Source organism: Pseudomonas sp. C6002 (genome assembly GCF_013385805.1).
GTDB lineage: Bacteria > Pseudomonadota > Gammaproteobacteria > Pseudomonadales > Pseudomonadaceae > Aquipseudomonas.
Window position 1 is genome coordinate 9,646 of record NZ_JACAPH010000053.1, and the last position, 14,734, is coordinate 24,379.

Annotated in this window: 15 protein-coding genes; 6 read left to right on the forward strand and 9 right to left on the reverse strand. The window is 62.9% G+C overall.

Features of this window, described 5'->3' with window-relative positions; all coding sequences use genetic code 11:
* Positions 1–10: 10 nt before the first annotated feature.
* From HX817_RS30790 to HX817_RS30815, 6 genes are all read right to left on the reverse strand, one after another.
* On the reverse strand, positions 11–1,351 hold the full coding sequence (locus HX817_RS30790) for a sorbosone dehydrogenase family protein (RefSeq protein WP_087692536.1): 1,341 nt from the start codon (positions 1,349–1,351) through the stop codon (positions 11–13).
* A 133-nt stretch (positions 1,352–1,484) separates the two neighbouring features.
* Positions 1,485–2,450 (reverse strand): pyridoxamine 5'-phosphate oxidase family protein, encoded by a 966-nt coding sequence (locus HX817_RS30795; protein ID WP_177042359.1) that lies wholly within the window; start codon positions 2,448–2,450, stop codon positions 1,485–1,487.
* Between the two features lie 2 nt (positions 2,451–2,452).
* A complete protein-coding gene (locus HX817_RS30800; RefSeq protein ID WP_177042361.1) occupies positions 2,453–3,352 on the reverse strand; it encodes a LysR family transcriptional regulator in 900 nt (299 codons plus the stop codon).
* Positions 3,352–4,269, reverse strand: coding sequence for a LysR family transcriptional regulator (locus tag HX817_RS30805; protein WP_003208270.1), 918 nt, complete (start codon positions 4,267–4,269; stop codon positions 3,352–3,354). The genes HX817_RS30800 and HX817_RS30805 overlap by 1 nt, the downstream gene beginning before the upstream one ends.
* 166 nt (positions 4,270–4,435) lie before the next feature.
* Positions 4,436–5,056: a glutathione S-transferase family protein gene (locus tag HX817_RS30810; RefSeq protein ID WP_177042363.1), complete on the reverse strand. Its 621-nt coding sequence runs from the start codon at positions 5,054–5,056 to the stop codon at positions 4,436–4,438.
* 125 nt (positions 5,057–5,181) lie between these two features.
* Positions 5,182–6,054, reverse strand: a complete 873-nt coding sequence (locus HX817_RS30815) for a LysR family transcriptional regulator (protein ID WP_003208273.1) — start codon at positions 6,052–6,054, stop codon at positions 5,182–5,184.
* Positions 6,055–6,245: 191 nt separating this feature from the next.
* Between HX817_RS30815 and HX817_RS30820 the strand changes: the two genes are divergently transcribed.
* Both HX817_RS30820 and HX817_RS30825 read left to right on the forward strand, forming a co-directional pair.
* On the forward strand, positions 6,246–7,019 hold the full coding sequence (locus HX817_RS30820) for a glucose 1-dehydrogenase (RefSeq protein ID WP_177042364.1): 774 nt from the start codon (positions 6,246–6,248) through the stop codon (positions 7,017–7,019).
* A 13-nt stretch (positions 7,020–7,032) separates the two neighbouring features.
* Positions 7,033–8,079, forward strand: a complete 1,047-nt coding sequence (locus HX817_RS30825; protein WP_177036607.1) for an L-idonate 5-dehydrogenase — start codon at positions 7,033–7,035, stop codon at positions 8,077–8,079.
* Positions 8,080–8,140: 61 nt separating this feature from the next.
* Here the strand turns inward: HX817_RS30825 and fetB are convergent, their stop codons facing one another.
* The 3 genes from fetB to HX817_RS30840 all read right to left on the reverse strand — a co-directional run bounded on the left by fetB (position 8,141) and on the right by HX817_RS30840 (position 10,187).
* Positions 8,141–8,935: an iron export ABC transporter permease subunit FetB gene (gene fetB, locus HX817_RS30830; protein WP_003208279.1), complete on the reverse strand. Its 795-nt coding sequence runs from the start codon at positions 8,933–8,935 to the stop codon at positions 8,141–8,143.
* The gene (locus tag HX817_RS30835; protein WP_177042366.1) at positions 8,932–9,609 is read right to left on the reverse strand and encodes an ATP-binding cassette domain-containing protein; all 678 of its coding nucleotides are present in this window, start codon (positions 9,607–9,609) and stop codon (positions 8,932–8,934) included. The genes fetB and HX817_RS30835 overlap by 4 nt, the downstream gene beginning before the upstream one ends.
* Positions 9,610–9,722: 113 nt before the next feature.
* Positions 9,723–10,187, reverse strand: a complete 465-nt coding sequence (locus HX817_RS30840; protein ID WP_003208282.1) for a metallophosphoesterase family protein — start codon at positions 10,185–10,187, stop codon at positions 9,723–9,725.
* A gap of 193 nt (positions 10,188–10,380) precedes the next feature.
* Between HX817_RS30840 and HX817_RS30845 the strand changes: the two genes are divergently transcribed.
* From HX817_RS30845 to HX817_RS30860, 4 genes are all read left to right on the forward strand, one after another.
* Positions 10,381–11,586 (forward strand): DUF1835 domain-containing protein, encoded by a 1,206-nt coding sequence (locus HX817_RS30845; protein WP_177042368.1) that lies wholly within the window; start codon positions 10,381–10,383, stop codon positions 11,584–11,586.
* A 59-nt stretch (positions 11,587–11,645) separates the two neighbouring features.
* Positions 11,646–12,572 (forward strand): LysR family transcriptional regulator, encoded by a 927-nt coding sequence (locus HX817_RS30850; protein WP_003208286.1) that lies wholly within the window; start codon positions 11,646–11,648, stop codon positions 12,570–12,572.
* Positions 12,573–12,683: 111 nt separating this feature from the next.
* Positions 12,684–13,967, forward strand: coding sequence for an NAD(P)/FAD-dependent oxidoreductase (locus tag HX817_RS30855; protein WP_177009726.1), 1,284 nt, complete (start codon positions 12,684–12,686; stop codon positions 13,965–13,967).
* A 13-nt stretch (positions 13,968–13,980) separates the two neighbouring features.
* Positions 13,981–14,694: an SDR family NAD(P)-dependent oxidoreductase gene (locus HX817_RS30860; RefSeq protein WP_003208289.1), complete on the forward strand. Its 714-nt coding sequence runs from the start codon at positions 13,981–13,983 to the stop codon at positions 14,692–14,694.
* The last annotated feature ends 40 nt before the right edge of the window (positions 14,695–14,734 follow it).

Here is a 14,734-nt window from a genome sequence, read left to right on the forward strand (position 1 = left end):
GAGCAAAACCCTAAGGCCTTACCCGTGCCACCCGCCATACCTTGTTCCCCACATCATCCGCCACCAGCAACGCGCCCTGGCCGTCCAACGCTACACCGACCGGACGCCCCTGAGCCTCTCCATCACCATTTAAAAACCCAGTCAGGAAATCAACAGGCACACCCGACGGCTTTCCGTCCCGGAACGGAATAAACACCACCTTGTACCCCGCCTGCGGATTACGGTTCCAGGATCCATGCTCCCCCACAAACACCCCATCGGCAAACACCGCTGGCATCCCCCGCGCATCGGAAAAAGTCAGGCCCAACGGCGCAACGTGAGTCCCCAGCGCGTAGTCCGGTGCAATCGCCTGGGCGACCTTGTCCGGACGCGGCGGCTGCACCCGGCTGTCAACGTGAGCCCCGTAATAACTCCACGGCCAACCGTAGAACGCGCCATCCCGCACCGACGTCAGGTAATCCGGCACCAGATCGCTGCCGATCTCGTCGCGCTCGTTGACCACCGTCCACAACTGCGTAGAGCCGGGTTTCCACGCCAGCCCATTGGGATTGCGCAACCCACTGGCGAACAGACGCTTCTGCCCACTGGCAAGATCCAACTCCCAGATCGCAGCACGCCCTTCCTCGGCGTCAAGCCCATTCTCACCCACATTGCTGTTGGACCCGACGGTCACATAAAGCTTGGTACCCTCAGGATTGGCCAGGACGTTTTTGGTCCAGTGATGATTGATCCCGGCCGGCAGATCAGTGACCTTCACCGGCACGGCATCGATGTGAGTCTGGCCCCGAACATAAGGCACCTTGACCACCGCATCGGCATTGCCGATATACAACTCATCCCCCACCAACGCCATGCCAAACGGCGACGTCAGCCCACCGAGAAACTCACTCTTCACCTCGGCACGCCCATCACCGTCGGCGTCCCGCAGCAGCGTGATCCGGTCGGCGCTCGGCGTATCGGCACCGACCCGCCCCATCACAAACCCCATCGCGGTACGACGCGCCCAGGCGAGCAAACCCGTGCCGCCGTCCGTGGCACCTTCAGGCATGGGCGGATGGTTACTCTCGGCTACCAGCACGTCGCCATTGGGCAAGGTGTACACCCAGCGCGGATGGTCAAGGTCCGCGGCCAACGCCGTTACCGTGAACCCATCGGGCGCCGTTGGCTGGGCATTACCGGGCCAGCCGACAGCCTTGGAAACCTTGAGTGTCGGGATCAGTGATGCAGTGGGTTCGGGCAGTTGCGGGCTTGGCCCCACACCGGCCTGAAACGGCAGTTTGGAGGAATCGCCACAGGCGCTGAGGGCAGCCGTGGCGGTGATCAGCAGCGCAAGGCGGCTTGGTGCATTCATTGGGAAACCTCGGGACAGCCCTTTATCGGGCAGGCAAAAACCCGACGGAGTATCGCGTCATTCCCCGACACCAAACACCGCCTACCGCGCAATTGAGTTTTAACTCAGTCGCACGAGTGGCTCGGCAGCACTCTCAGGCTTTCCAAGGCCCCAACGCCAGGCTGTAGGGAGAAAACCCCTCGAACTGCCAACGCAGCGCCAGCGCCGCATCCCTTCGGACCACGTGTTCCACGGTCACCTTCCACAACCGCTCAGCCCCCTCGAACGTGGCCACTTCATCTCCTTCAAGAATCACCTCGGCCCGCCCGGCCATCTGCAACACATCACCCGTAGCAAAATCCACAAACAGCAAGCCCGCAACCGGGTTGACCTGCACATTGCCCAAGGTGTTGAAAAACGAGTTGCCGGTAAAATCGGGAATCGTCAGCACCTCTCCCTCCACGCGCACAAACCCACTGTTGCCGCCTCGGTGTGAAACGTCCACCGAACGCTTGGCCGCATCCCCTTCCAGGTCCACATAGCTGGCGACGAAAAACGTATCAGCGCTGCGAATCAGCGCCCGGTCAGCGTCATCGAGCGAGTTCGCGCGCCGCACAATACCTCCCGCAGCGCGCTGCCCCCGGGCCCCCGGATCCACCGCACGCAACTGGATGTACTTCGGGCAATTTCCAAACGTGTGCACCACCGCCACGGTAAATCCGTCGACGCCGGCAGCCCCAATAACCCCGTTCATGCGATTACGCCGCCGCGTATTCAGGTCAATGCCCAACAGCCCGACCGACGCGCCTTGTTTCAGCCCGCTCCCGGCGGGGTCACTCTCCGCAGGCAGGCTGTCGATACGCAAGCTGTAGGGGTCCGGCGAATACGCAAACCCCGGCGTGCCCTCCAGCAGCGTGGCCCAGGGCAGCCCCTGCTCATCCACGGCCCCCACGACCAGATAGGGCAACAACTCATAAAAAGCCCGATGCTGCTCCGGCAAGTGATCCCGTATCACCTTCGCGCCGATCACCTCCATGCGCTCGGCCACGCCGGCACTTTGCTGCAACTGCCGCTCGCCGGCATGCCATGGCGAAACGGGGGACGCGTCCTGGTGATTCATGATCAAGCCCTCGGTGAATGAAACGCCGGATGTTCACGCAATGCCGCCACGCTGAAATCGACAAAACTGCGCACCCGCATCGAAGCGTTGCGCCCTTCGCGGTAGACCACATGCACCGGCAGCGGCGGCGGTTCATGGGCCTGCAATACTCGACACAGTTGCCCGCTCGCCAGGTGCTCGTGCACCGGGTAGCTCAAGCACCGGATCAACCCTGCGCCCTGCACCGCCGCATTGATCGCGCCCTGCACCGTGGTGCAACCGAGACGCGCCCGGGCCTTGATGCTGGCGCCCTGGAAATCCCACTGCACCCAATTCGAATACGCCTGGCTGGCGACCAGCCGATGCTCCTTGAGCGCCTCCGGTTGCACCGGTTCGCCATGGCTTTGCAGATAGCCGGGGCTGGCGCAGACGATGTTGCGCACATGGCCCACGGGCCGGGCAATCAGGGATGAACCGGGCAGTTCCCCCACCAGGACTGCCACGTCCAGGCCGTCTTCATTCAGGTTCGGATAATGATCGTGGTAATGGGCAAACAGGCGGACTCCGGGATAGCGCTCCAGGTAGCCGGCCAACAGCGGCGCCATCACATAACGGCTGAACAGCAACGGAAAAAACACCCGCAGGTTTCCCTCGGCCTGCGCGTGCGCACCCTGGGCAGATGCTTCGGCGGCGCTCACGCCGTCAAGGATCCGCGAACAGTCGGCCATGAACGTCGCCCCGGCTTCGGTGAGGCGAATGCCCCGGGTGCTGCGCTGTACCAATGGCACCCGCAAGCGCGTCTCCAGCCGGTCAATCGCGCGGATCACAGTGGGCCCCGAGATGCCCAGGCAACGGGCAGCCGCGGACAGGCTCGGCTGCCGGGACAGCGCCTGGAAGATCTGCATGTCGCGATAACGGTCCATCAGGCCGGCCGCTGCATCGATGGGTTGAGCGCAGCATCCTGCCCCAGCCGGCTGACCAGAAAATCCACGAACGTGTTGACCTTCGCCGGTACCCGGGCGTTGTTCTGGAACACCACATGGATCGGCAAGGCCGGCGGTTCGAAGTCTTGCAGGATGATCTCCAGTGCGCCTGCACGCACATCGCTGGCCACCTGATAAGACAACACCCGTGTGACGCCCCAGCCCAGGCGCGCGAGGTTGATCGCCGCGTTGTTGGCGGTGACCACCAGGCGCGGCTCAACGGCCACGCTCAACGGCTGGCCGCCTTCCCTGAACTGCCATTCGCTGACCAACTGGCTGGAAGACGACGTGACAATCTTCGCCTCACGCAGTTGCCCGGGGTGCAGTGGCCGGTGCCGCTCAAGGTAAGCCGGCGCCGCGCACACTACGCGACGCACCTCGCCGACCTTGATCGCCTGCTGGCCGGGTTCCTGCAAATGCCCGATGCGCACGGCCACATCGACGCCTTCATCGGTCATGTTGACCACCCGGTCCACCAGCAAGGCGTTGATGCTGACCTGGGCAAACAGGTCCAGGTACTCCCCCAGGATTGGCGCGACGAACAACTCGCCGAACAACACCGGCGCGGTGACCGTCAGGTGCCCCCACGGGATCGAGAAGCTGCCTGCTGCCGCTTCTTCGGCCTCAGTCAACTCCGCGAGGATGCGCCGGCAATCGTCCAGGTAACGCTGGCCGGCCTCGCTCAGGTGCAGGCTGCGGGTGGTGCGCGAAAGCAACTGGGTGCCAATACGCGCCTCCATCGCGGCAATCGCGCGGGTCACGCTGGGGGGCGAGATATTCAGGCGCCGGGCCGCCGCGGCAAAGCCCTGTTCTTCGGCGACGGCGAGGAAAATCTGCATTTCCTGGAAACGGTCCATGGGTCCCCTTAATCGAATGTGGTCCACCAAACCAGTGGCTTGGGAGCGGTTGTGGCGAGGGAGCTTGCTCCCGCTGGGCAGCGTAGCGGCCCCAAAATCCTGGGAGCGCTGCGCACTGGAGCGCCAGCCCGGTCCAGCGGGAGCAAGCGCCCTCGCCACAAAATCTTCAAACCTTCGCCAGGCCCACAGCGGTGCGTTGCATACCCACAAACCCCTGCAGCGCCTCGATACTGCCCAGCCAGGCGCGAACCTGCGGATAGTCGTCCAGCGCGACATTCCCCTCCGGCGCATGGGCGATGTAGGTGTAGTGCGCGATATCGGCAATTGTCGGCAGGTCACCGGTGAGAAAACGGCTCTGCTCCAACTGGTGCTCTACCACTTTGAGGAATGCGTGGGAGCGGCTGATGGTCGCCTCGGCATCCAGCGCGACACCGAACACAGTGATCAATCGCGCCGCAGCCGGCCCGGTGTGCAGCGGCCCTGCCGCAGCCGAGAGCCAACGCTGCACACGGGCCTGGGCCAAAGGCTCGGTGGGCAGCCACTGGGCGGTGCCATATTGGCCGGCGAGGTACACCAGGATCGCGTTGGAGTCCGCCAGCACCACACCGTTATCATCGATCACCGGCACCTGGCCGAAGCTGTTGAGGGTGGCCAGGAACTCAGGGGTTTTGTGCGCGCCTTGCTTCAGATCGACGTGCACCCGCTCAGCGGGCACGCCCAGCAGCGACAGCATCAACTCAACCCGGTGGGAATGGCCAGACAAGGGGTAACGGTACAGTTTGATCATGACGGGCTCCGCGATGTGCCAGGGACTCGACCCGGTGATCGGGTCGATAACGCTTATGTTCCACCGCTACGGCACGCAGCAGAATAGCCAGTTTTTACAATCCAGCATTTCACCGGATGAAACAATCAATCGCCAAACAACTCGTCGATCAGGTTGAACAGGGTGGTTTTCACCGGGCTGTCGAGCTCGGTCCACGCCAGGCCGGTCCTGGCCCGGAACGCCCCCAACGCCAGGTGCCTGGACACGCAATTGGCCGGCAGCGCCCGGGCCGCCTGCAGCGGCAACACACCCACACCCAGCCCGGCCGAGACCAGCGCCAGCATGGTGGTGAACTCGCCGAGTTCGGAGGCGATCTCCAGCGGCACGCCCATCGCCTGCACGAATTCATCGTAGAAACCCGGTGCATAACGCCGGGCCAGGATGAACACCGGCACCTTGAGCAAGTCCGTCGGCTGAATGGTTTCCTGGGTCGCCAACGGATGCTCGCCGGGCAAGGCGACCACGAAGCTTTCCTGCAGCACCTCAAGGGTCTGCACGCCGGGATAGGCCGCCGGCAAACGCATCAGGCCGAAATCCAGCTGGCCGTTTTTCAACGCAGCCGCCTGATCCGGGCCGGGCATGTCCTTGAGCTCCAGTTCAATTCGCGGGTAGCGCTGGTGCACCGCACGAATCAACCCCGGCAGCAATTGCGGCAATACCGACGAGACAAATCCCAGGCGCACCCGGCCGATCTCCCCGCGGTTCGAAGCCCGGGCGGCATCGGCGGCGCGGGCAGCCTGGTGCAGGGTGGCGAGGGCTTCCGGCAGAAACACCCGCCCGGCTTCCGTCAGTGTGACCGAGTGCCGGTTGCGGTCGAGCAGGCGCACGCCCAGGCCGCTTTCGAGCAGTTTGATCTGCATGCTCAGCGCCGGTTGCACGATCGACAACTGCGCGGCCGCCCGGCCGAAATGCAGTTCCTGGGCGAGCACGACAAAGGCGCGCAGGTGCTTGAGTTCCATCAGGTTGGCTCCGGTTATCACGATTATTGATCACCCCATCACAAATGAAAATTGGACGCCGGGCCCTGGCTGCGCTGAAGTAAAGCCCGTGATGCACGATATGACAGGGTTTGACGTATAACAATGAGAGCGGCGCCCCGCACTCGGATTGATAGTGTTGATCACCTGTCTCAGTCTTCGGAGATCGCCCCATGCAGCGTGTTTTAGACAGTTTCCGCCTCGATGGCCGCCTGGCCTTGATCACCGGCTCCAGCGCCGGCATCGGCCTGGCCATCGCCCGTGGCCTGGCCCAGGCTGGCGCACGGGTAGTGCTCAACGGGCGCAACCGCAGCACCTTGCGTGACAGTGCCGCGTTGCTGGCGGCGGAAGGCCTGGAGGTGCACACCCAGGCGTTCGATGTCACCGACGGCGCGGCGGTGTTGGCCGCCGTGGCGGAGATCGAAGAGCGCCTGGGCCCGCTGGACATCCTCGTCAACAACGCGGGCATGCAACGTCGCGGGCCGCTGGAGGACTACAGCGAAACCCACTGGCGCGAGTTGATGAGCACCAACCTGGACAGCGCCTTCCTGGTCGGCCAGGCCGTGGCCCGGGCGATGATCCCACGCAAGCGGGGGCGCATCATCAATATCTGCTCGGTGCAAAGCGAACTGGGGCGCCCGGGCATCGCCCCGTATGCCGCCAGCAAAGGCGCGCTGAAAATGCTCACCAAAGGCATGGCCATCGACTGGGGCCCCCACGGGCTGACGGTGAATGGCATCGGCCCCGGCTATTTCAAGACCGAACTGAACGCCAACCTGGTGGCCAACCCCGAATTCAGCGACTGGCTGGTGCAGCGCACACCGAGCCGGCGCTGGGGTGACGTCGCCGAACTGGCGGGCGCTGCGGTATTCCTTGTCAGCGACGCGGCAAGTTTCGTCAACGGTCATATCCTGTACGTGGACGGTGGCATCACCGCCTCGCTGTAACCTGGAGAATTTCATGCACGCGATTGTCTGCCATGCCTCGAAAGACCTGCGGGTAGAACCGCAAACCGAACCCCAGGCACTGACGCCCGACCAACTGCGGGTGCGCATTGCCCGGGGCGGGATCTGCGGCTCGGACCTGCATTACTACCAGCACGGCGGCTTCGGCACCGTGCGGTTGCGCGAGCCGATGGTGCTCGGCCACGAAGTATCGGCGGTGATCGAGGCGGTGGGCCGTGAAGACGGGCCGTTCAAGATTGGCCAACGCTTGTCGGTCTCGCCGTCGCGGCCTTGCGGGGGTTGCCATTATTGCCATCAAGGGCTGCCGAACCATTGCCTGAACATGCGTTTCTACGGCAGCGCGATGCCCTTCCCTCACGTGCAGGGTGCGTTTCAACAAAGCCTGGTGATCGAAACGCACCAGGCGCATCTGCTGGCCGATCATGTGAGCCTTGCCGAGGGTGCAATGGCTGAACCGTTGTCTGTGGGTTTGCATGCCATCCAGCGTGCCGGGGTGGTGTTCGGCAAACGGGTATTGGTCACCGGGTGCGGGCCCATCGGCAACCTGTTGATCGGCAGCCTGCGGGCAGCGGGCGCGAGGGAAATTGTTGCGGTGGACCTGGCTGCCGGGCCCTTGGCCTGCGCCGAAAAAATGGGCGCCAGCCGTACTCATAACCTGGCGGAAGACGCCGACGCGTTGAAGCGGTATACCGCCGAAAAAGGCTACTTCGACGTGATGTTCGAAGTCTCCGGCAGCGCCCAGGCCCTGCGCAACGGCCTGGAGTGCATGGCCCCGCGCAGCGTGCTGGTGACGGTCGGTCTGGGTGGCGAGGTCTCGCTGCCGTTGAATATGCTGGTGAGCAGGGAGATCGACTTGCGGGGCACCTTCCGCTTCCATTCGGAGTTTGCCCAGGCGGTGGATTTGCTCAATCGCCAGGTGATTGATGTGCGTCCGGTGATCTCCCACACCGTGCCGTTCAGCGAGGCGGTGCAGGCCTTTGAGCTGGCGGCAGACAAGAGCCGGGCGATGAAGGTACTGCTGGATTTTGGCGTGGGTGATTGAACCGGATCTCGACAGCTCCCACAGGGTTGCGGTGCATTTTGGGGATCCGATAGCGCCTGCGCTACACCCGCTCTTCGAGCCTGAACCGCAGGAAACGATGGCTGGCTGAAAACAGTCGACGGTAGGTCAGCAACACCGCACCTACCGTGCCCAACGCCGACGACGCAGCGATCAAAAACATAATCACAATCTGATAACGCACCGCGTCCACCGGACTTTCCCCGGCCAGCACCTGGCCAGTCATCATCCCCGGCAAGCTCACAATCCCCACCACCGTCATCTGGTTCAGCGTCGGAATCATCCCGGCCCGCACAGCCTGGCGAATCGCATCCTGCGCCGCCTCCCAGCGTGAACCACCGAGGGCCAGAATCATCTCGATGGTATTGCGGCCGGAGGTCAGCTCCTGAGTCATACGCTCAATCCCCAGAGACACCCCGGTAAGCGTATTACCCAGAATCATCCCAAGGATCGGAATCGCATACTGCGGCTCGTACCACGGGTGAATCCGGATAATCGCGAACAGGCCAACAGCCGTCACCAACCAGGAACTGCCCCACACCGACACAATACTGTCGGCCCGCTGCCCCGCATAGGTCCGCTTCCCACGCCCGGCAGCCGAGAGCCCGGCGATCAGAGTCATCAGGCACATCAGCGGCAGCACCACATACCAGTAGGCAAATTCAAAGACCCAGCCCAGCAGGTAACCGATCGCCAACAACTGCACCACCGTGCGCACAGCCGCCCAGAACAGCTGACGCTCCAGCCCCAGCCGCAACAACAGCGACAGCGCACCGTTGATCAGGATCAGCGAGGCGGCGATGGCCATGTCCAGTGCTGTGAGGTCGTGATAATTCATGGCTGCACGGCCCCCGTCAGCACGCCGGCGTCCATATGCAAATGGGTGGTGCTCATGCGTTGCGCCTGCTCAAGGTCGTGGGACACCCAGATATAGGCGTGAGCGCTATCCGCTTCGGCCCAGGCACTGATCAACGCCTCGACCTCCCCGGACGATGCCGGGTCGAGAGCGGCGGTAGGTTCGTCCAGCAACAGCACATCGGGATTGAGTTGCAGGGTACGGATCAGTGACACCACCTGGGACTCACCACCGGATAAATCCCCGGCATTTTTTGCCAGAAAGCCCGACTCCTTGCCCGCGTGGGCCAGCAGCGCCTTGACCGCCTGCGGGTCGAAACTCAGGTGATGCAAGGCTTTGAGGCTGTAGGGGAAACGCAAGTTGTCTTCCACCGTGCCTTCGATCAGCGCCGGGCGTTGGGAGAGGTAGCTGATGCGGCTGCGATACTGCGGGACTTGCGCGTTGGCGATGGGCTGCCCGTTCCAGAGGATATCCCCTGAGGTGGGCGCGTCGAGCAAGGCCAGCGCCCGAAGGAATACACTTTTGCCGGAGCCGGACGAGCCGGTGATGGAGATGCGGTCGGCGCGGTGCAGCTGGAAGTTCGTGGGCTGCAGCAGTTGCAGCTGGCGGCGCTCGTCCATCCGCGTGAGCGCCCGGGTTTCGACTAATACGCTCATGGCGTTGATGATCCTTGTTCCTGATTCAGACGCAAATGGTAAGACAGGGCACGTCCCCCGTGGCGAGGGAGCTTGCTCCCTCGCCACAGCAAGCTCCCTCGCCTCAGCGTTCTTCAGCGCTTGGGCTCCAGCGACACCAGGCGCGGCTTGATGGATTTCTCGCGCACCTCAAGCAACGCCAGGGTCACCGGCAACTTGAAACGTCGCCGCCCTGCACTGCCAGGGTTGAGAAACAGCCGCTCGCCGTGCCACTCGATCAATGGTTTGTGAGAGTGGCCAGTGATCACCAGCCGGATGCCCGGATCAAGCTCCTTCGGCACATCGGCAATGTCATGCACCAGCAACGCCCGCCAGCCGTTCAAGTCAAAATCCAGCCGATCAGCCAAATGCTCTGCCCACGCGGCGTCGAGGTCGTTATTGCCGCGCACCACATGCAATGGCGCAATCGAGGCCAGCAACTCAAGGATCTCCGGGCTACCGATGTCCCCGGCGTGAACAATCTGCTCGCACCCTTCCAGGGCCGCCAGGGCCTCGGCACGGAGCAAGCCGTGGGTATCGGAAATCACACCAACTTTCATGAACGTCTCCTGTGCAAAACCCCGGCGCGATCCACCGGGCGGCTTGCAATCAATCATTGCACTGCCTATATTTCCCGCCTGGCGCCATCTACGCCACCATCCGCGGAAAGGGCTGCGCCCAAGACCTTGACTGAATATCACATTTCTACGACTCCCAACCTTAAAGCGGACAAGGTTTGTACAAGGAGATCGTATGTCGCAATCATTCTCGTCCACTAACGGCCGTATCAACCTTGAGCAGCAGCGCAAGCGCGCCAAGGAACTTTTGCAGCGCCTGAAAAGCGCCGATGCCGCCGCAACCCCGACCTTATCCGATGCCCAATGGTCGATCGCCAAGGAACTCGGTTTTCCCAGCTGGCCCAAGCTCAAGGCCCACGTCGATGCGGTGGATTTTGCCGCCCGCCATCCAGGTTTCGACGCCAGCGATGAAGCCCGCACCACCCACTGGCGCTGCGGCAATGATATCGCCCACAGCCTGGGCGTGGCGGGGTTCAAGGGCCGCTTCCGGATGCTGATTGACCCATTGTGCATGGGCCCGGTGCAGGACCTGCCTGCCGAGCAATACCAGGCCGTTCGCAGCCGCTATATCAGCCAGGTGTTTGCCATGGATGAGGCCGAAGTGGCGCGCCGGCATGCGGACGAATATCACCATCTTGAACAACTGGGCAGCGCCGGCCACAGCGTGTTGTGGTGTGAGGCGGATGCGTACGATCAGTTGTTCCTGATTCGCGCGCTGGCTGGGCTTGAGCATCTGCCTGAAAAACTGGAGTTGATCGAAGTCGATCGTATCCCCGGCGTGCAGCGTTTTATCGGCATCGGCCAACTGGCGCCTGAAGTATTGGCGTGGCTGTGGCCGCAGCGTCGGCGGGTCGATGAGGACATGCTGCAACTGGCGCGGCAGGCCTGGCTGGCGTACTGCGACAGTTCGCCGGTCAAGCTGGCGGAACTGGCCCAGAGCAACCATACAGCCCTGCCCTTGCTGGCCCCGGCGTTGCGTCGGCAGTTGCAGGAGTTACCGGGTGTGCGGGACGGTTTGTCACTGACCGAGCGCCTGTCCCTGCACTACGTGGATGAGGCCGGGCCGGTGCCGTTTGGCCGGGTGTTCGCCGAGCTGATGGGCAAGCGTGAACCGCTGCCGTACCTGGGAGACATGATGTTTCATGCGCTGATGCGGCCGTTGATCGATGGCGAGAATCCCCTGTTGATCGAGTCCGGGGCCCAATTGCAATGGCCGCAGCGGGTGTTGGCGCTGACTGCGCTGGGTCGCCAGGTTCTGAACGGCGCAGCCTACTGGCCGGATCATGCAACGGAAGAACGCTGGGTAGGTGGCGTCTGCCTGCGACCGCGCCACCCGCACTGGACAATTGACGAACATGGCATGCCCGTGTGGCGTGATTGATTCTTCGCGACAGCTTTGATCTGTGTCATGTTGAGCCAAACAGGTAACGGTTCAGCGCGATGACCTTACAACAGCTCAACTACTTTCTCGCCGCCATCGAGCACGGTACGTTCTCCAAGGCGGCGGAAAGCCTGCATATTTCCCAACCCTCATTGTCCGAGCAGATCCTGCGGCTTGAGGAACACCTGGGTACCCACGTGTTCATCCGCACCAATCGCCGACTGATGCTCACCGAAGCCGGACGCCGCCTGCAGCCGTTTGCACAAGGCATGGTGACGTCAGCACGCCAGGGCTATGAAGCGGTGCAGGCTGTGCGTGAACTGTCCGGTGGCGTGGCCAGTTTTGGCACCTTCGGCACCGCCCACCACTATTTCCTCACAGACCTGATCGAGCAGTTCCGCACCCAGCACCCGGATATGCGGATCAAGATCGTCGGCTACAACTCCTCGGAAATCGCCGAGCTGGTGAGCCAGGGCGAAATTGAAGCGGGGCTGGTGATGCTGCCGATCAAGCAGCAGAACCTGACCGTCAGCGAGCCGGTCTGGTCGGCCCAGGTCGGCTATATCAGTGCCGACCCGGAGCGACTCAAGGGCCCGAAAACCATCAGCGACCTGGCGGTGGCACCGTTGATTCTCACCGAGGCGCGCTGGCGCACCGCCGACCCGATTCGCCGGTTGTTGGGGCAATTGGCGTCCAAGGGCGGCGAGGTGCTGGACCCGATCATCGAAGTGGAGCACCAGATCACCGGCTTCGAGCTGGCTGCGCGCGGGCTCGGCGATGTGATTGCCACGCGCCCGATCCTGCATCAGCTGGGCTTCAATGATCGCTTGGGCTGGGTGCCGATCAGCCCGGCGATCTTCGAGGTATTCGGCTTTATCCATCGCCACGACACGCCTATTTCGCCGCCCACCCGGGTGCTGATCAACCTGATGCGCAGCCACTTGAGCCGCATCCAGAACCTGTATGCGCACCTGGAGACGCTCTAGCCATAGGGATCACCTATAGGAAACACATGACTTAGCCCATTCATCCACCTCTTGCCGAGCGGGATACTCCAGCCACCGACGCCACAACAGGCGCTTGAATGGGGAGCCAGCATGTCCAATCACTACTGCATCATTGGTGCCGGGGCCGCAGGGCTGGCGGCGCTGAAGACCATGACCGACGCCGGTTTCGAGGTGGACTGCTTCGAAAAGTCCGCGAACATCGGCGGTCACTGGAACAGCGACTACGATGCCTTGCACCTGATCACCCCCAAGAGCAGTTCCTTCTTTGACGGGTTCCCGATGCCCGCTGACTATCCGGTGTACCCGAGCCGCGATCAGGTCAAGGCGTACATGAACGCCTACACCGACACCTTCGGCCTGCGCGAAAAGATCACCTTCAACACCGAAGTGCGCAGCCTGAAGCCCCTGGACGAGAACGGCGAAGCGGGCTGGCAGGTGACCCTGGCAGACGGCACCCACAAACACTACAGCGGCGTGCTGGTGGCCAACGGTCACCTGTGGGATTGCAAGATCCCGCAAGTAAGCAAGGGGTTCACCGGCGTGTCGATTCACTCCGGCGAATACCGCAACGTGCAGCAGGTGCAAGGCAAGGTGCTGGTGGTGGGGTTTGGCAACTCCGGATGCGACCTCGCAGTGGATGCCGCCCAGGCTCGCCTGGACACCACCATTGCGATCCGACGCGGCCAGCTGTTCCAGCCCAAGACCCTGTTCGGCCTGCCCCGGGGCGAGCTGCCGCTGCTGGGGCAATTGCCGCCAGAACAGCAGAACATGCTCATGAACATGCTGATCATGGCCAGCGTCGGCACCCACAAGAATTACCCCGGGCTACCGGCACCGGATACCTACGACCTGGATGCGCAACCGCCGGTGGTCAACACCTTGCTGCTGTACTGGATCCAGCACGGCCGAATCAAGGTCGCACCGGGTATCGAGAGCATCCAGGGCAAGACTGTCACGTTCACCGATGGCAGCCAGGTCGATTACGACACCATCGTCTGGGCTACCGGTTTCAACACGCGCCTGCCGTTCCTCGATGAACGCCTGCTGCAATGGCGCGACGGTGTTCCGCTGCGTACCGCCGCGATGACCTTGCCGACCAACCTGGAAGGCCTGTTCTACATCGGCCTGGGCGCCCCACGTGGCCCGCAATGGCCGGTGTATTGCGAGCAGACCCGGCTAGTGATGCGCTTTCTCACCCTGCGCGAGCGTGGCATGCAAGGCCTGGCGGCGAAGTTTGCCCAGTTGCAGCCGGCCGACTCACGCATCGATATCGTCAAGCGCGAATGGCTGAGCAACTACCAGGAGACCCAGCGCCAACTGGATGTGCTGGAACTGGCTCTGCAACCCGGCACCCCTCTTCCTCAATACGCCTGATCGGATAGCCCTTATGAACACTGCACCGCACTCCAGCGTTATCGTCACCGGGACTTCCTCGGGCATGGGCCAGGCCGTCGCACAGCGCTTTCAGGCTGAAGGCTGGCACGTCGTCGCTGTGGACGTAACACCCAGCACACAGCCGGCGAGCCCCTTGTTTTCGCCAGTGGTCGGCGACATCACCCAGGAGGCCACACTGGCCCGTACCCTCGATGCCGCCCTGGACGGCAAGGCACCGCTGCGAGCCGTAGTGAATGCGGCGGGGATCTTTCCCACGTCATCCCTGGATAGCTTCAGCGAAGCGCTGTACCGCAAGATATTCGACATCAACGTGCTGGGCTCACTGAACATCGCACGTATCGGCACCCGTCACCTGAAAGCCGCCGGCGGAGGCGCTATCGTGTTCTTCGCCTCGGTGGATGCGTTCACCGTGTCGAAAAACCAGTTGCTCTACAGCGCCTCCAAGGCTGCTGTGGTGTCGATGACCCGCTCCCTGGCCATCGAACTGGCCGGCGACAATATTGTGGTCAACGCACTGGCCCCGGGCTGGGTGGACACCGAAGGCACCCGTGCCGGCGGGCGCATCGAGGCCGCCATCGAATCGATCCCCTTGAAACGCGCCGCGCGGGTCGAAGAAATCGCCGACTGGGTCTGGCAACTGAGCGCCAAACCCTCCTACATAACAGGCGAATCATTGTGCATCGCCGGGGGCGTGTATATGCGATGACCCCAGCCTCCGCAGGCCCCGCGCATCAGACGTGGGCCTG